General features: G+C 69.7%; 16 protein-coding genes. 1 reads left to right on the top strand and 15 read right to left on the bottom strand.

Annotated elements, in window-relative coordinates:
• Nucleotides 1-5: 5 nt before the first annotated feature.
• From tolA to IE066_RS00380, 15 genes are all read right to left on the bottom strand, one after another.
• Nucleotides 6-950: a cell envelope integrity protein TolA gene (gene tolA, locus IE066_RS00450; RefSeq protein WP_189446376.1), complete on the bottom strand. Its 945-nt coding sequence runs from the start codon at nt 948-950 to the stop codon at nt 6-8.
• A complete protein-coding gene (gene tolR, locus IE066_RS00445) occupies nt 947-1,384 on the bottom strand; it encodes a protein TolR (RefSeq protein ID WP_189446375.1) in 438 nt (145 codons plus the stop codon). Before tolR ends, tolA begins: the two co-directional genes overlap by 4 nt.
• Nucleotides 1,385-1,387: 3 nt before the next feature.
• Nucleotides 1,388-2,173, bottom strand: coding sequence for a protein TolQ (gene tolQ / locus IE066_RS00440; RefSeq protein ID WP_425488915.1), 786 nt, complete (start codon nt 2,171-2,173; stop codon nt 1,388-1,390).
• Nucleotides 2,174-2,280: 107 nt separating this feature from the next.
• Complete coding sequence (gene ybgC / locus IE066_RS00435) at nt 2,281-2,685, bottom strand: tol-pal system-associated acyl-CoA thioesterase (protein WP_189446373.1); 405 nt, start codon at nt 2,683-2,685, stop codon at nt 2,281-2,283.
• A 109-nt stretch (nt 2,686-2,794) separates the two neighbouring features.
• Nucleotides 2,795-3,829: a Holliday junction branch migration DNA helicase RuvB gene (gene ruvB / locus IE066_RS00430; RefSeq protein WP_189446372.1), complete on the bottom strand. Its 1,035-nt coding sequence runs from the start codon at nt 3,827-3,829 to the stop codon at nt 2,795-2,797.
• 41 nt (nt 3,830-3,870) lie between these two features.
• Nucleotides 3,871-5,799, bottom strand: a complete 1,929-nt coding sequence (locus IE066_RS00425) for a potassium transporter Kup (protein ID WP_189446371.1) — start codon at nt 5,797-5,799, stop codon at nt 3,871-3,873.
• A gap of 24 nt (nt 5,800-5,823) precedes the next feature.
• On the bottom strand, nt 5,824-6,420 hold the full coding sequence (ruvA, locus tag IE066_RS00420; protein ID WP_189446370.1) for a Holliday junction branch migration protein RuvA: 597 nt from the start codon (nt 6,418-6,420) through the stop codon (nt 5,824-5,826).
• Between the two features lie 159 nt (nt 6,421-6,579).
• A complete protein-coding gene (gene ruvC, locus IE066_RS00415) occupies nt 6,580-7,107 on the bottom strand; it encodes a crossover junction endodeoxyribonuclease RuvC (protein WP_189446369.1) in 528 nt (175 codons plus the stop codon).
• A 14-nt stretch (nt 7,108-7,121) separates the two neighbouring features.
• Nucleotides 7,122-7,853, bottom strand: a complete 732-nt coding sequence (locus IE066_RS00410) for a YebC/PmpR family DNA-binding transcriptional regulator (protein WP_189446368.1) — start codon at nt 7,851-7,853, stop codon at nt 7,122-7,124.
• Between the two features lie 80 nt (nt 7,854-7,933).
• Complete coding sequence (locus tag IE066_RS00405) at nt 7,934-8,551, bottom strand: alpha/beta fold hydrolase (RefSeq protein ID WP_189446367.1); 618 nt, start codon at nt 8,549-8,551, stop codon at nt 7,934-7,936.
• 37 nt (nt 8,552-8,588) lie between these two features.
• A complete protein-coding gene (locus IE066_RS00400) occupies nt 8,589-8,987 on the bottom strand; it encodes a lysozyme inhibitor LprI family protein (RefSeq protein ID WP_189446366.1) in 399 nt (132 codons plus the stop codon).
• 29 nt (nt 8,988-9,016) lie between these two features.
• Complete coding sequence (locus IE066_RS00395) at nt 9,017-9,535, bottom strand: GNAT family N-acetyltransferase (RefSeq protein WP_189446365.1); 519 nt, start codon at nt 9,533-9,535, stop codon at nt 9,017-9,019.
• On the bottom strand, nt 9,532-11,304 hold the full coding sequence (aspS, locus tag IE066_RS00390) for an aspartate--tRNA ligase (protein WP_189446364.1): 1,773 nt from the start codon (nt 11,302-11,304) through the stop codon (nt 9,532-9,534). Before aspS ends, IE066_RS00395 begins: the two co-directional genes overlap by 4 nt.
• A gap of 228 nt (nt 11,305-11,532) precedes the next feature.
• The gene (locus IE066_RS00385; protein ID WP_189446363.1) at nt 11,533-11,886 is read right to left on the bottom strand and encodes an FmdB family zinc ribbon protein; all 354 of its coding nucleotides are present in this window, start codon (nt 11,884-11,886) and stop codon (nt 11,533-11,535) included.
• A gap of 64 nt (nt 11,887-11,950) precedes the next feature.
• Nucleotides 11,951-13,801 (bottom strand): ABC-F family ATP-binding cassette domain-containing protein, encoded by a 1,851-nt coding sequence (locus tag IE066_RS00380; protein ID WP_189446362.1) that lies wholly within the window; start codon nt 13,799-13,801, stop codon nt 11,951-11,953.
• A gap of 106 nt (nt 13,802-13,907) precedes the next feature.
• Between IE066_RS00380 and IE066_RS00375 the strand changes: the two genes are divergently transcribed.
• On the top strand, nt 13,908-15,578 hold the full coding sequence (locus tag IE066_RS00375; protein ID WP_189446361.1) for a monovalent cation:proton antiporter-2 (CPA2) family protein: 1,671 nt from the start codon (nt 13,908-13,910) through the stop codon (nt 15,576-15,578).
• Nucleotides 15,579-15,654: the final 76 nt, after the last annotated feature.

The following is a 15,654-nucleotide window of genomic DNA, read 5'->3' as shown; positions in this document are numbered from 1 at the left end:
CGGGCTCAGGGTGCTCGGAAATTGAGGATCAGCGTGCGCTCGAACACCTTCTCGAAGCCGGTATAGGGCAGCGGCTGCGCCTTTCGGACTGCCGCCTCAATAGAGCGCTGTCCGAGGTCGTCGTAACTGCAGGGGGAACTCACCTGCACGTCCATCACTTCGCCGCCGGGCAACTGTCGGATCACAAGACGGCACAGCGACCCCGACTGCACGTTATCCGGACGCGTCCACTTCGAGCGGATTGCCTCCTGCAGGGCTGCCGCGTAACGGGCCCGGAGGCCGTCATCGTCGCCCGCACCGGCTGACGCCGCACCCGGCCCCGGCGTCGGGCTGCCGCCCGAGCGCGGCGCGGTGAGCTGCGCGAGGCGCTGCTCGGCCGCGATTGCCGCGCGCGATGCCGCGGCGCGCCGCTGGCGGATCTCGTTGAGCTGCTTCTCGCGTTCGGCGGCGATGCGCCTCTGCTCGACCTCCCTCGCCGCGTCGGCCTTCGCCTTCGCATCGGCCTGCGCCTTGGCCTGCGCGATGCGGTCGAGCTCGGCCTGGCGCTGGCGGTTCTTCGCTTCCTGCACCTTGGTCTCGGTGGCCTTCACCGGCGTCGGCGTGTCGACCACTTCTTCCTGCTCGACGGCTTCCGGCTGCGGCAGTTGCACCTGCGGCTCGGGCTGCGCGGGCGGCGGCACGACCTCCGGCTGCGGCTCCGGCTCGTCCGGCAGCGGCTCGGGCAGCGGTTCCTCGACGGGTTCCTCCACCGGCTCGGGCCGGTCGCGCAGCGTGCGCTGCATCGCCGCCGACAGGTCGCCCACCGCGACGACGTCCGCCGCGATGCCACCAGCGCTGGCCTGCACGGCATCGCTCGGGCGCATCGCCAGCCACAGCAGCGCGGCGAGGCCCAGATGCAGCGCGACCGCCAGCGCGATGGCGCTCGCGTCGTCGGTCGGGCGGGTCCTCACTTCGACTTGCCCTCGGGCGAGCTGATCAGCGACACCTTCTGCACGCCGGCCGCCTTGAGCTGGTCGATCGCGGTGGTCACCGTCTGGTAGCTCGCGGTCGCGTCGGCACCGATCAGCACCTGCGCCTCGTTGTTCTGCGCGACGATCGCCGCGAGCCTCGAGCGCAGTTCCTCGCGCGTGACCGCCTCGTTGCTGCCGGCCTTCACCGCGAGGAAGTAGTTGCCCTCGGCATCGACCTGCACCACCACCGGGTCCGATTTCTGCTGCAGCGACTTCGCGTTCGACTTCGGCAGGTTCACGTCCACGCCGAGGTTCAACAGCGGTGCGGTGATCATGAAGATGATCAGCAGCACGAGCATCACGTCGATGTACGGCACGACGTTAATCTCGGACTTGAGCTTGCGGCGGCGATGCCGCCTGAGCGAGAGCGACATGGCTCAGCCTTCCAAGTGCGACTGCCGCTGCAGGATCGACGAGAACTCCTCGGCGAAGGCCTCGTAGCGCGTCGCGAGCCGCTCCACCGCGGTAGCGAAGCGGTTGTAGGCCCAGACCGCGGGGATGGCGACGAACAGGCCCATCGCGGTGGCGAGCAGCGCCTCGGAAATGCCCGGCGCGACGTCCTTGATGCCCACCTGCTGCGAACTGGCGAGCAGCGAATGCATCGTCACCATGATGCCGAACACGGTACCGACCAGACCGATGTACGGCGACGTCGAGCCGATGTTGGCGAGCAGTTCGAGGTTGTGCTCCAGCGAATCGAGTTCGCGCGAGGCGGTCGCGCGCATGCCGCGCTGCGCGGCTTCCAGCTGCGCGTCGGAATCGGCGCCGCGGCGCTGGCGCAGGCGGTTGAAGTCGCGGAAGCCGGCTTCGAAGATCGCTTCCATGCCGCCGACGTCGCGGCCGCGCGAGGACGCGCCCTCGTAGAGCTTGCCGAGCTCGGCGCCCGACCAGAAACGCTCCTCGAATTGCTCGGCCTCGCGCTTGGCGCGACGCAGCAGCGCGGCCTTGCGGAAGATGATCACCCACGAGGCGATCGAGGCCACCACCAGCAGCAGCATGATCAGCTGCACCGGGATGCTGGCCTTGAGCACCAGGTCGAGCAGGTCGAGCGAATTCGCCGGCACCGCGGCGGCCACGTCGCCCGCGGCCTGCGCCGCGTCCGAAAGCGGCTGCGCCTCGATCGGCGCGGCGTCGGGCAGCGCGCTCGGGCTCGACTGCAGCATCAGCGACAGCGCGCTCATCGGGCGGCCTCCGGGCGGTAGCAGGAAGCGGACGTGCGCGGGGATGGCGATGCGGTCATGCGGGATCTCCGGTCCGTGACGCGGACCTGTCAGGTCGGGCTTTGCAGGGCGGCGAGCTGCGCGTGCAGCCCGGGGGGAATGGGAGCGGGACGGAACGTCGCGGCGTCGAGCGCGGCGATTCTGACCGTGGCGGCGAGCAGGCGTTCCCCGCCGCGCAGCACTTCCTGGCGGAACACGAGGCTGGCGCGGCGGCATTCGGCGAGCGCGGCGGTCACCTCGAGCGCATCGTCGAGGCGCGCGGGCTTGAGGAAGTCGACGGTCATCGCGCGCACCGCGAACACCATGCCGGCCTGGCGCAGCGACTCCTGCCCGTGGCCGTTCGCGCGCATCCACTCCGAACGCGCGCGCTCCATGAAGGCCACGTACTGCGCGTGGTAGACGACGCCACCGGCGTCGGTGTCTTCCCAATAGATGCGGACCGGCAGGCTGAACATGCGTTCCGTTCGGTGCGGCGGGGCGCGCCAGTCTACCCGCCGTGCGCGCACCCGTTCGACCGCGCGGTTCGCGCGGGGTTCAGTCGACGGCCGCTTCGAACCGCGGCGCTCAGCCCGCCGGCGGTTCGAACAAGTCCGGCGCCTTGGAGCGCGGGGTGAAGCCCATGTGCCGGTAGGCCTTGGGCGTCGCCATGCGGCCTCGCGCGGTGCGAATCAGGTAGCCCTGCTGGATCAGGAAGGGCTCGACCACGTCCTCCAGCGTGCCGCGCTCCTCGCTGAGCGCGGCCGCGAGCGACTCGACGCCCACCGGGCCGCCGTCGAAGGATTCGATGATGGTGCCGAGCAGGCGCCGGTCGAGCTCGTCGAAACCCTCCGGGTCGACCTTCAGCATGGTCATCGAGTCGAACGCGGCTTCCCTAGTGATCGTGCCGTCGCCGCGTACCTGCGCGAAGTCGCGCACGCGGCGCAGCAGGCGGTTGGCGATGCGCGGCGTGCCGCGCGAACGTCGCGCGATCTCCGCCGCGCCGTCGGGCGTGCACGGAATGCCGAGGATCTGCGCCGAGCGCTGCACGATCTTGGTCAGCTCCTCCGCGCTGTAGAACTCCAGGCGCTGCACGATGCCGAAGCGGTCGCGTAGCGGCGCGGTGAGCAGGCCCGCGCGCGTGGTCGCGCCGATCAGCGTGAACGGCGGCAGGTCGATCTTGATCGAGCGCGCCGCGGGGCCCTCGCCGATCATGATGTCGAGCTGGAAATCCTCCATCGCCGGATACAGCACTTCCTCGACCAGCGGCGAGAGACGATGGATCTCGTCGACGAACAGCACGTCGTGCGGCTGCAGGTTGGTGAGCAGGGCGGCGAGGTCGCCGGCCTTCTCGATCACCGGGCCCGAGGTCTGGCGCAGGTTCACGCCAAGCTCGTTGGCGATGACCTGCGAAAGCGTGGTCTTGCCGAGGCCGGGCGGGCCGAAGATAAGCACGTGGTCCAGCGCCTCGCCGCGGCGCTTGGTGGCCTCGATGTAGATATTCATCTGCTCGCGCACCGGCACCTGGCCGAGGTACTCGTCCAGACGCTTGGGGCGGATGCTGGCTTCGACCGCGGCGTCCTCGGTGGTGGCGCCGGCGGCGATGATGCGGGTCTCGGTCATGCGTTGATTATGGCCCGCTGTGGATCACCCGGTGCGACGCCTCAGATCTCGACCTGCGCACCCAGCTCGACCAGGCGGTTGCCCGGAATGCGGAAGAACGTGGTGGCCGGCGCAGCGTTGCGGTGCATCAGCGCGAACAGCTTGTCGCGCCAGAGCGGCATGCCCCGGTGCTTGCTGCCGACGATCGTCTCGCGGCTGGCGAAGTACGTGGTTTCCATGGGGTCGAAATGGATGCCACCGCGGTCGCAGGAGCGCATCAGCGCCAGCGGGACATCGGGCGTCTCCATGAAGCCGTACTTGATGGTCACGCGGTAGAAGTCCTCGCCGATCGACTCGATCTTCAGGCGCTTTTCCCTGGGTGCGATCGGGATGGTGAGCGTCTCCACGGTCAGGAAAACGTTGCGCTCGTGCAGCACCTTGTTGTGTTTGAGGTTGTGCATGAAGGCCTGCGGCACCACGCCGCGATCGGCCGTCATGAACACGGCCGTGCCGGGCACCCGCACCGGCGGCGACAGCATCAGGCCTGGCAGGAAGACGTCGAGCTGGATGCCCTCCTTGCGTACTTCCTCGTGCAGCAGCGCGCGGCCACGCCGCCAGGTGCGCATCATCGTGAATGCGCTGACACCGATCAGCAGAGGTACCCATGCGCCGATACCGGTCAGCAGCTTGGCGCCATTGGCGATCAGGAACGCCAGGTCGATCAGCAGGAACAGCCCGCACAGCGGCAGTATCCACTTCCGCGCATCGGGCCAGCGGATCCACGCCACCACGGCCAGCAGGAGCGTGTCGATCAGCATCGTGCCGGTCACCGACAGGCCGTAGGCCGTGGCGAGGTTGGTGGTCGACTGGAAGGACAGCGTGAGCACGATGGTCGCGATCAGCAGCATCCAATTGATCGACGGCACGTAGATCTGGCCGATCGTTTCGCGTGAGGTATGGCGGATCGACAGGCGCGGCAGGTAGCCGAGCTGAACCGCCTGCCGCGTCACGGAGAACGCGCCGGTGATCACTGCCTGCGAGGCGATCGCGGCCGCGAGCGTGGCGAGTCCGAGCATCGGCACCTGCGCCCAGCCGGGCACCGCCATATAGAACGGGTTTTCGATCGCCGCGGGCGTGCGCAGCAGCACGGCGCCCTGGCCGTAGTAGTTGAGGACGAGCGCGGGCAGCACGAAGCCGAACCAGCCCCAGCGGATCGGGCGTTTGCCGAAGTGGCCCATGTCGGCGTACAGCGCCTCGCCACCGGTGACGGTGAGCACCACCGCGCCGAGGATCAGCACGGCGTGCCAGTCATGCGTCGAGAAGAACACCCATGCCCAGTAGGGGTTCAGTGCCGTGAGCACCGACGGGTTGTGGCTGATATTCCAGATGCCGAGCCCGGCGAGCACGACGAACCAGGTCATCATCACCGGGCCGAAGGCCTTGCCGACCTTCGCCGTGCCGTAGCGCTGGAAGCCGAACAGCGCGAACAGGATCACCACCGCGATGGGCATGATGAAGGGCTCGAGCCGCGGCGATATCACGTTCAGGCCTTCGACCGCGCCGAGCACCGTGACCGGAGGCGTGATCATGCCGTCGCCGAAGAACAGCGACGCACCGAAGATGCCGAGGATGCCGACCGCGTAGCTCAGCCGGGATCCCTTCTGCAAGCTGCGTTGCGCAAGAGCGGTGAGCGCCATGATGCCGCCCTCGCCGTCATTGTCGGCGCGCATGATCACGATCACGTACTTCAGCGTGACCACGAGCATCAACGACCAGAAGCCCAGCGAAAGCAGCCCCTTAACCGTGGCCGCGTCGGGCGTTAGCCCGAAATGCGGATGGAACATCTCCTTGATCGTGTAGAGCGGGCTGGTGCCGATGTCGCCGAACACCACACCCACCGCCCCCACCACCAGCGCGGCCAGCCCTGCATGGCCGTGCCCCCCGCTTCCGCCATCAAGGGACGGAGTGTCGCTGCTTGCCGATACGCTCATGACGATCCTGATGCGGTCCCGGGCTCAACGGAGCGCGGACTGTAGCGCCTTGCGGATGATGGTCGCGGTGTCGTCGCCGGGTTGCGTGGCGTCCTTCGCCATGCGCGCGGCTTCGGCCGGCTTGTAGCCCAGCTGCTGCAGGGCGACGACGGCTTCCGTCTGTGGATCGGCCGGAATCCCGGTGTTGACGCCGAGCGTCGCGCCGACACCGGCGAGGTCGGCGGCGCGGTCGCGCAGCTCGACGACGATGCGCTCGGCGGTCTTCTTGCCGATGCCGGGAATCCGCGTGAGCGCGGTGACGTCGCCGGCCTGCACCAGCCGCGCGAACTCGTCGACGCTGACCGCCGACAGGATGGCCAGCGCGATCTTCGCGCCGATGCCGTTCACCTTCTGCACGTCGCGGAACAGCCTGCGCTCGCCCTCGCGCAGGAAGCCGTACAGCGCGACGGCGTCCTCCTTCTGCGCGTAGTGCGTGAACAGCACGACCTCGCGCCCGGCTTCGGGCAGGTCGTAGAACGTGCTCATCGGCGCCTCGAGCTCGTAGCCGATGCCCCCGGCCACTTCCACCATCAGCCACGGCGGCTGCTTGTGGATGAGGATGCCGCGCAGGCGCCCGATCATGCGGCGCGCTCCACGCGCATGACCGCCAGGTACGGGTAAGCGGGCCGGCGGCCCGCATTCGGGATCTTTCGCATTCCGATCTGTCCGGTCAGGGCCGCCGCCGGCGATCCGGCGGCGCGCATTGTGCGCCTATCGCGGCCAAGGTGGCAGCGCGACGTCTCAGCCGCCGCGCCGGCGCAGCGTGGCCACGTCGATGCCGGTGCGCCCGGCGGTCGCGCTCATGTGCGCATGGGTGAGCGCCACCGCGAGCGCGTCGCCAGCGTCGGCCTGCAGCTTCTGCTCCGGAATGCCCAGAAGCAGCCGCACCATGTGCTGCACCTGCTGCTTGTCCGCCGCGCCGCGCCCCACCAGCGACTGCTTGATCAGCCGCGGCGCGTACTCGCTGACCGGCAGGCCGCGACGCACCACGGTGGCGATCGCCGCGCCGCGTGCGTGGCCGAGTTTGAGCGCCGAGGTCGCCGACTTGTCCATGAAGACGGTCTCGATGGCGACCTGGTCGGGCTTCCACTCGTCGATCAGCGCATCCAGCCCGTCGCACAGAAGGCCCAGGCGCTTCGGGAAATCCTCCGCGTCCAGCAGCTTCAGCGTATGCGCCGAGACGTAGGTGCACTTGCCGCCGGGCGCGACGTCGACGAAGCCGACGCCGGTGCGCTGCGAGCCCGGGTCGATGCCGAGGATGCGGGTCACGATGGGCTACGCCGTCAGGCGTAGGCGTCCTCGCCGAGCTCGGCGTTGGAATAGACGTGCTGCACGTCGTCCATGTCCTCGAACCACGCCAGCATCTTGGCGACCTGCCTTGCGGTGTCGCCCTCGACCTTGACCATGTTGTCGGCGCGCATCGTCACCTGCGCCTCGCCCGGTGCGAGGCCCGCGGCCTCCAGCGCGGCCTTCACCTCGGCGAAGGATTCCGGCGAGGTGAGCACGTCGATCGAGCCGTCTTCCGGATACACGACGACGTCGTCGGCGCCGGCCTCGATCGCCGCTTCGGTGATGCGGTCTTCGTCCGCGCCCTCGCCGAACCAGATCACGCCGCGCTTGTGGAACATGAAGGCGACCGAGCCGTCGGTGCCGAGGTTGCCGCCGAACTTCGAGAACGCGTGGCGGACGTCGGCGACGGTGCGGATCTTGTTGTCGGTCAGGCAGTCGACGATCACCGCGACGCCGCCGGGCGCATAGCCTTCGTACCGGATTTCCTCGTAGGTGACGCCTTCGAGCTCGCCGGTGGCCTTCTTGATCGCGCGCTCGATCACGTCCTTGGACATGTTGACGTCGAGGCCGCGGTCGATCGCGGCGCGCAGCCGCGGGTTGCCGGCCGGGTCGCCGCCGCCCATGCGCGCGGCGACGCCGATCTCGCGGATGACCTTGGTGAAGATCTTGCCGCGCTGGGCATCGACGGCATTCTTGCGGGCTTCGATCGAGGGACCACGACCCATCGGGCACTTCCGGAACGCGGGAAACGGGCGGCGATTTTACCGGATCGGCCGCTGGCCACCGCAGCCGGCGGCTGCACGGTTCAGCGCTCGAAGCGCCCCTCGCGCAGGAAGGCGGCCACCTGCCGCGCCACCGGCGCCGAGAACACCAGCCCGGTGTGGCTGCTGGGCAACACGATGTGGTCGGCCACGCCCGGCAGGCGCGTTTCCACCACGCCGACCGCGCCGTCGTTCTCGCCCTCGATGCGGCCGAGCATGCGCCCGAGCCCCAGTGGGCGGTTGCCCGCGACCACGCCGACCTGCGCCCGCCCGCGCCAAGGCCTGCAGCCCGGACGCAGGAACGCGCGGCTGTGGCCGAGGCTCGCGCCCAGCACGGGCAGCCGCTCCAGGCGCGTCGCCGCTAGGCTTCCGCACAGCGGCGAGCCGAGGCAGACGACGCGTTCGACCGGCAGCACCGGCTCGGCCTCCAGCGCGTGCAGCGCGACCAGCCCGCCGAGGCTGTGCGCGACGATGTGGCAGGGGCCTTCGCGCAGCGCCCGCGAGACCCGCCGCACCGCCGCCGAGGCCGGCCCGCGCACGCTGGGGTAGCACACCGCCTCGCAGTCGAAACCGTCATGCGACAGGCGCCGCGCCAGCACCGTCAGATAGGCCGGCCGCATCCACAGCCCGTGGAGAAGCACTACGCGTCGCGTCGTATCCATTACCGACGGATGGGGCGTGCCATCGCGCAATGCAAGTTCAGCCCGCGCCGCCGCGCGCGATGGCTTCCAGCTCGAGCGTGCGCTCCGCAGTCATGCGCAGCACGCAGCCGTTGGCGGTGACGCGCGCGAGCGTGCCGCCGTCGGGATCGAGGTAGTAGTCGCAGTTCGCGGTGCGGTAGGTCAGCCACGCACGCTCGGCCCTGACCAACGCGTCGCGGCGTTCGGGCCGCTGCCGCAGCGCGATGCGGTAGGCCGCGTTGAGGCGCGCGTCGAAGCGCCGGTACTCGGCGGTGATGCAGGCCACCATCGACGCGGTGACGCCGCCGGCGCGTGACATGCACTGGCGGTAGCCGGCGCTGTACGCCGGTTCGGCCGCGACGGCCCGGATCGGAACGAGGATCGCCAGCGCGAGGGCGGCGGCAAGAACGACACGCATGGGGCGCTCCATCGACGGGAGCGCGCAGGCTAGCGTTGTCGGTCGCGCCGCAGGATGAATTCCAGGTCGACCACGCGGCCGACCGGAAAGCCGTAGGTCCCGACCTGCGCGAAGCCGTAGCGCTGGTAGAAGCGCTGCGCGCCGAGGTTCTCGCTCCACACGCCGACCCACAGCGTGCGCGGGCCGGCCTGCTGCAGCCAGGCCATCGCGGTGTCCATCAGTCGGCTGCCCTGCCCGCCCTGGAACTCGCGCAGCACGTAGAGGCGCTTGATCTCGCCGTCGCCGGGCCGGACGTCGTCATGCGGCAGGCCGCAGGGGCCCGCCGCGCAATGGCCGACGGGGCGTCCGTCCGCCTCGAGGAACCACACCGCGTAATCGGGATGCGCAAGGATCGTCGCCTGCTTCTCCACCGCGTAGGCATCGTCGAGGAAGGCCTGCAGGTCCTCGCGCTCGTAGAGATGACCGAAGGTCTCGACGAACGTGGCCGTGGCGAGCGACGACAGCGTCGCCGCGTCCTCGACCGTCGCGCGGCGGATCGCGAGGCTCACTCGGCCCTGGCCTCGCGCGGACGCACCGACACGTGCACCTCGGCCAGCTGCGCATCCGGGATCGGCGACGGCGCGCCGGTCATCAGGCACTGCGCCGACGTGGTCTTCGGGAACGGGATGACGTCACGGATCGATTCCGTGCCCGCCATCAGCGCGGCGATGCGGTCGATGCCGAAGGCAATGCCGCCGTGCGGCGGCGCGCCGTAGCGCAGCGCCTCGAGCAGGAAGCCGAACTTGAGCTCGGCCTCCTCGCGCGTGATGCCGAGCAGGTCGAACACCGCCGATTGCATCGACGAGCGATGGATGCGGATCGAGCCGCCACCGATCTCGTTGCCGTTGAGCACCATGTCGTAGCCGCGGGACACGGCCGTGCCGGCATTGGCGCGCAGGTCGGCCTCGTCGTCGATCTTCGGCGCGGTGAACGGGTGGTGCAGCGCGACGTAGCGCTGTTCCTCCTCGTCCCACTCGAACATCGGGAAGTCGGTGACCCACAGCGGCTTCCAGCCGTCCTGCACGAGGCCGAGGTCCTTGCCGAGCTTCAGACGCAGCGCGCCCATGAAGTCCGACGCGGTCTTGTAGGTCGCAGCGCCGAAGAAGATCGCGTCGCCGGTGTTGGCGCCGGTGGCGCGCAGGATGGCATCGAGCGTGGCGTCGTCGAGGAACTTGGCGATCGGCGAGTTGATGCCCTCGCGGCCCTTGGTCGCATCCTCGACCTTCATCCACGCGACGCCCTTGGCGCCGTACTTCGCGGCATGCGCGCCGAGCTCGTCGATCTGCTTGCGCGAGAGCTGCGCACCGCCAGGCGCGCGCAGCGCGATGACGCGGCCGTCGGCGTGGTTCGCCCAGTCGGTGAACACCTTGAACTCGCAGTTCTTCACCAGCTCAGCGACGTCGGTGAATTCAAGGTCGATACGCAGATCGGGCTTGTCCGAACCGAAGCGGCGCATGGCCTCGGCATAGGTCATGCGCGGGAATTCGGCGTCGAGCTCAACGTTTATCACCTCGGCGAAGACGCTGCGGATCATGGCCTCGACCATGTCCTGCACGTCGCGCTCGGACACCCACGCGAACTCCATGTCGAGCTGCGTGAATTCGAGCTGGCGGTCGGCGCGGAGCGCTTCGTCGCGGAAGCAGCGCGCGATCTGGTAGTAGCGGTCGAAGCCCGCCATCATCAGGATCTGCTTGAACAGCTGCGGCGACTGCGGCAATGCGTAGAACTCGCCCGGGTGCATGCGCGCCGGCACCAGGAAGTCGCGCGCGCCTTCGGGCGTGGCCTTGGTGAGGATCGGCGTCTCGATGTCCTGGAAGCCGCGCTCGTCGAGGTGGCGGCGCAGAGCGGCGACCAGCTTGATGCGCGTGCGCATCATCTGCTGCATCTCCGGGCGGCGCATGTCGAGGTAGCGGTACTTGAGGCGGATGTCCTCGCCCGCGTTCTCGTGCGCGTGGAACGGCAGCGGATCGGCCTTGTTCAGCACTTCGATCGAGGTCGGGATGATCTCGACGCGGCCGGTGCGGATCTTGTCGTTCGCCGCATATCGCGCGCGCACCGTGCCGGTGACACGCACGGCGTCCTCGTTGCCGAGTTCGGCCGCGGCCTTGAACAGCTCGGGCTGGTCGCTCTCGACGAGCACCTGCACCACGCCCTCGTGATCGCGCAGGTCGATGAAGGTCTGGTGGCTCTGGACGCGGGCGCTGTTGACCCAGCCGCACAGGGTCACGGTCTCGCCGATCAGGCGCTCGTCGACGAGGCCACAGAAATGGGTACGCATGGGAACTCCGGCAGCGCCCCGCCGCGGGGCGCGATTTGAGCCGGATAGTTTAGCTGGGCGCCGGGACGGCAGGCGGCCGCGACGAATCTGAACGCGCCGCCGCGCGCTGCGTTACCCGCTTGCGGCCGTCAACCGCCCAGGCGCGAGGACTCCAGACCTGCACGCCGCACGGACCACCAAGCGCGTTGCCCCACGAAAAGACCGGGCTCAGCCCACCCGGCGGCGCGCTCAGGTCGCGGCCGACGTGCCAGAGGAACCCGCGCCGCCGGACGCCGAGCCACTACTCGACGTCGAGCCGCTACCTGACGAGGCCGCCGGCTTCGCCTCGGACCCGCCCGAGCTGCCGCCCGAGTCCTTCGACCCGCCCGCGCCTTCGACGAGGTTGCGCTTCTTCTCGCCGTCCTTCTTGAAGTCGGTCTCGTACCAACCGCCGCCCGCGAGGCGGAACTGCGGCGCGGTCAGGCGGCGGCGCACCTGCGGCGCGCCGCACTGCGGGCAGTCGGTCGGGTCGGCGTCGCTCATCTTCTGCAGGCGATCGAAGTCGTGGCCGCAGGCGGAGCATTCGAAGGCGTAGATGGGCATGGCGATCGTTCGGAAGAAAGGGGAAGCCGGCGCGAGTGTGGGGCCGCGCGCCGGGGTTTCAAGCTCAGGCGTCGTAGAGCTCGAGATAGACGGCTTCGGCTTCGGCGAGCACGCGTGCGGCCGCCTCGCGCTCCTTGCCGAGCCGCGCGAAGTCCGCATGGCGCGCGGGATCGGCAAGCACGGCGTCGAGCTCGGCGACGCGCGCCTCGAGCTCGGCCACGCGCGCCTCGGCCTGCGCGAGCTTCACCGGGTTCGCCTTTTTCGCGGGCTTCACCGGGGCCGCCGGCGCAGGCGCCGGCTTCGCGGGCGACCCGGCAACCGGAGCCTTCGCGCTCTTGTCGTCGGCATCGCGCGTGCGCAGCCACACGGCGTACTCGTCGAGGTCGCCATCGAACGGCTGGGCGACACCACCAGCCACGCGCCAGAAGGTCTCGCAGACCAGGCCGATGAGGTGGCGGTCGTGGCTGACCAGCACGATCGCGCCGTCGAAGTCCGACAGCGCCTCGGCCAGCGCTTCACGCATGTCGAGGTCGAGGTGGTTGGTGGGCTCGTCGAGCAGCAGCACGTTCGGCTTGCCCCAGGCGATCATCGCCAGCGCCAGACGCGCGCGCTCGCCGCCGGAGAACCCGTCGACCGGTTCGAACGCGCGGTCGCCCGGGAACTGCCACTTGCCGAGGAAGTCGCGCAACTGCTGCGTGGCGACGCCGGGCGCGAGCTTGGACAGGTGGTCGATCGGCGTCTCGCCCTCGCGCAGCGATTCCACCGTGTGCTGCGCGAAGTAGCCGATGCGCAGGTCCGGATGGCCGCCGCGCTCGCCCGCGAGCAGCGGGATCTCGCCGACCAGCGTCTTCACCAGCGTCGACTTGCCGGCGCCGTTGGGGCCGAGCAGCGCGATGCGGTCGCCGGCTTCGAGGCGGAAGGTGATGTTGTCGAGAATCTTCGTGTCGCCGTAGCCGCAGTCGGCATGCGTGAGGCCGAGCAGTGAGTGCGGCAGCTTGTCCGGCACCGGGAAGTCGATGTGCAGCGAGCGCTCCGCGCGCACCGCCTCGGTACCGGCAAGCTTCGCGAGGCGCTTCATGCGGCTCTGCGCCTGCTTGGCCTTGCTGGCCTTGGCCTTGAAGCGGTCGATGAACTTCTGCAGGTGCGCGCGCTCGGCCTGTTCCTTCTCGTGCGCGATCTGCTGCTGGCGCAGCTGCTCGGCGCGCTGGCGCTCGAAGTCGGTGTAGTTGCCGGTGTAGAGCTTCGCCGTACCCGAATGCAGGTGCAGCATGTGGCTGCAGATGCCGTCGAGGAATTCGCGGTCGTGGCTGATCACGAACAGCGTGCCCGGGTACTTGAGGAGCCACTGTTCGAGCCACAGCACGGCGTCGAGGTCGAGGTGGTTGGTCGGCTCGTCGAGCAGAAGCAGGTCCGACGGCGTCATCAGCGCGCGCGCGAGGTTCAGGCGCACGCGCCAGCCGCCGGAGAACGTCCTGACCGCGCGGTCGTGCGTGTCCGACGAGAAGCCGAGGCCGTGCAGCAGCTTGGCCGCGCGCGCCTCGGCGTCATAGCCGCCCACTTCCTCCAGGCGATGGTGCGCCTCGGCGACGGCCTCCCAGTCCTCGCGCGCGGTGGCCTCGCGCTCGGCGGCGACCGCCGCGTGCACGACGGCATCGCCGGAGAGCACGAAGTCGAGCGCGCTGTCGTCCAGCGCCGGGGTCTCCTGCGCGACGCTGGCAATGCGCGCCTTGCCGGGCACGTCGATGTCGCCCTTGTCGGGCTCGACCTCGCCCTGCAGCGCGGCGAACAGCGACGACTTGCCCGTGCCGTTGCGGCCGACCACGCCCACGCGCCAGCCGGCGTGCAGGGAGAGGTCGACGTTGGACAAAAGCAGCCGCTCGCCCCGGCGAAGGGCGAAGTCACGAAATCCGATCATGCGGCCATTGTACCGGCCTGCCCGACGCTGCCCCGCTATCGCGCACAGCGGTTAATGTGATGAACGGGCGGCGGTCGGCGCGCCGCTTTCCTTTTCCGGGTCCTTCGTGCACCACACTTCGCTCATCGCACTCCTCGTCGCGGGCTTCGTGCTCGCCTTCGTCTTCGGAGGCATCGCGCACCGGTTCCGGCTTTCGCCGTTGGTGGGCTACTTGCTCGCGGGCGTGGCGTTGGGGCCGTTCACGCCCGGCTTCGTGGCCGACGCGTCGCTGGCGCCTCAGCTGGCCGAGGTCGGCGTGATCCTGCTGATGTTCGGCGTCGGCCTGCACTTCTCGGTCCGCGACCTGCTGGCGGTGAAGGGCATCGCTGTACCGGGCGCGCTGCTGCAGATCATCGCCGTGGGCTCGCTGGGCTGGGCGCTGGCGCACGGGTTCGGCTGGACCCACACATCGGGCGTCGTCTTCGGCCTTGCGCTGTCGGTGGGCAGTACGGTCGTCGTCCTGCGCGGGCTGGAGGAGCGGCGGCTTCTCGACAGCGGCCGCGGCCGCGTCGCGGTCGGCTGGCTGATCTTCGAGGACCTCGCGATGGTGCTCGCGCTGGTGCTGCTACCCGCGCTCGGAGGCAAGGCCCAAGGAGGCGTCGGCACGGCGCTCATGCTCACGGTGGCCAAGGTCGGCGCCTTCATCGTGCTGATGATGCTGGTGGGACGTCGCGTGATCCCATGGGTACTGGAGCGCATGGCCGGCACGGGATCGCGCGAGCTGTTCACGCTATGTGTGCTGGCGATCGCGCTCGGCGTCGCGTTCGGCTCGGCGGAGCTGTTCGGCGTGTCGTTCGCGCTCGGTGCGTTCTTCGCCGGCCTGCTGCTCAACGAATCCGAATTCAGTCATCAGGCCGCGAACGAGACGCTGCCGCTGCGCGACGCATTCGCCGTGCTGTTCTTCATCTCGGTCGGCATGCTGTTCGACCCGGTAATCCTGGTGGAGCAGCCGGTGCGCGTGCTGGCCACGTCGGTTCTCGTGATCGCCGGCAACGCGCTCGCGGCCTGGGGGGCGGCGCGCCTGCTCGGCGCCGGCGGGCCGACATCGGCGCTGCTGGCCGCCAGCCTGTGCCAGATCGGCGAGTTCTCCTTCATCCTCGCCGGCCTCGGCGTGTCGCTGGGGATGCTGCCCGAGGAGGGACAGGACCTGATCCTCGCCGCGGCCATCGTGTCGATCGTCGCCAATCCGCTGGTGTTCGTCCTGCACGATCGCTTCACCGCCCGCCGCGAGCGGCTTGACCCGCCCGCACCGCACGACGTCATGAGCCCGCCGTTGCCCGACGGCAGCCGCCCACACGTGATCCTGATCGGCTACGGGCGCGTGGGCAGCGAGCTCGGCCCGCTGCTGTCGGCCCAGGGTGTACCGGTGGTGGTGGTGGACGACGACGAGCCGCGCGTCCAGAGCGCCCGCGCCGCCGGCCTGCCCGCCGTGCGCGGCCACGCCGCGAACGCCGCGGTAATCGCCGAGGCGCGGCCCGATACCGCGCAGATGGCACTGATCGCCATTCCCAATGCGTTCGAAACCGGCGAGATCATCGAGCGCCTGCGCGACCTCAATCCGGCCATCAGCATCATGGCCCGCGCGCATTCCGATGCCGGCGTGCGCTACCTCATCGATCGCGGCGCCGACGGCGCGGTGATGGCCGAGCGCGAGCTCGCGCACAGCCTCGCGGAGATGGTGATGGCGTTGCCGGCGTTCCGCGGGGAAACCCCGCTCGCACCCGCGCGCGGCGGCTGATCGGCGCTTTTCGGATTTTTCCGATGGCGCGCACCGACGCGCCCGAACACACTCTGCGCCGCGGCGGAGTCCGCGC

The sequence above is a fragment of the Cognatilysobacter xinjiangensis genome, from assembly GCF_014651995.1.
GTDB lineage: Bacteria > Pseudomonadota > Gammaproteobacteria > Xanthomonadales > Xanthomonadaceae > Cognatilysobacter > Cognatilysobacter xinjiangensis.
The sequence above is the reverse complement of the archived record's forward strand: the minus strand, read 5'-3'. Positions and strand labels throughout refer to the sequence as shown.

Coding starts and splice junctions, on each gene's coding strand:
- aspS (WP_189446364.1), bottom strand. CDS start 11,304: ATGCGTACCCATTTCTGTGGCCTCGTCGACGAGCGCCTGATCGGCGAG.
- tolR (WP_189446375.1), bottom strand. CDS start 1,384: ATGTCGCTCTCGCTCAGGCGGCATCGCCGCCGCAAGCTCAAGTCCGAG.
- tolQ (WP_425488915.1), bottom strand. CDS start 2,173: ATGCTGCAGTCGAGCCCGAGCGCGCTGCCCGACGCCGCGCCGATCGAG.
- IE066_RS00380 (WP_189446362.1), bottom strand. CDS start 13,801: ATGATCGGATTTCGTGACTTCGCCCTTCGCCGGGGCGAGCGGCTGCTT.
- IE066_RS00405 (WP_189446367.1), bottom strand. CDS start 8,551: ATGGATACGACGCGACGCGTAGTGCTTCTCCACGGGCTGTGGATGCGG.
- IE066_RS00400 (WP_189446366.1), bottom strand. CDS start 8,987: ATGCGTGTCGTTCTTGCCGCCGCCCTCGCGCTGGCGATCCTCGTTCCG.
- ybgC (WP_189446373.1), bottom strand. CDS start 2,685: ATGTTCAGCCTGCCGGTCCGCATCTATTGGGAAGACACCGACGCCGGT.
- IE066_RS00425 (WP_189446371.1), bottom strand. CDS start 5,799: ATGAGCGTATCGGCAAGCAGCGACACTCCGTCCCTTGATGGCGGAAGC.
- IE066_RS00385 (WP_189446363.1), bottom strand. CDS start 11,886: ATGCCCATCTACGCCTTCGAATGCTCCGCCTGCGGCCACGACTTCGAT.
- ruvA (WP_189446370.1), bottom strand. CDS start 6,420: ATGATCGGGCGCCTGCGCGGCATCCTCATCCACAAGCAGCCGCCGTGG.
- IE066_RS00410 (WP_189446368.1), bottom strand. CDS start 7,853: ATGGGTCGTGGTCCCTCGATCGAAGCCCGCAAGAATGCCGTCGATGCC.
- ruvB (WP_189446372.1), bottom strand. CDS start 3,829: ATGACCGAGACCCGCATCATCGCCGCCGGCGCCACCACCGAGGACGCC.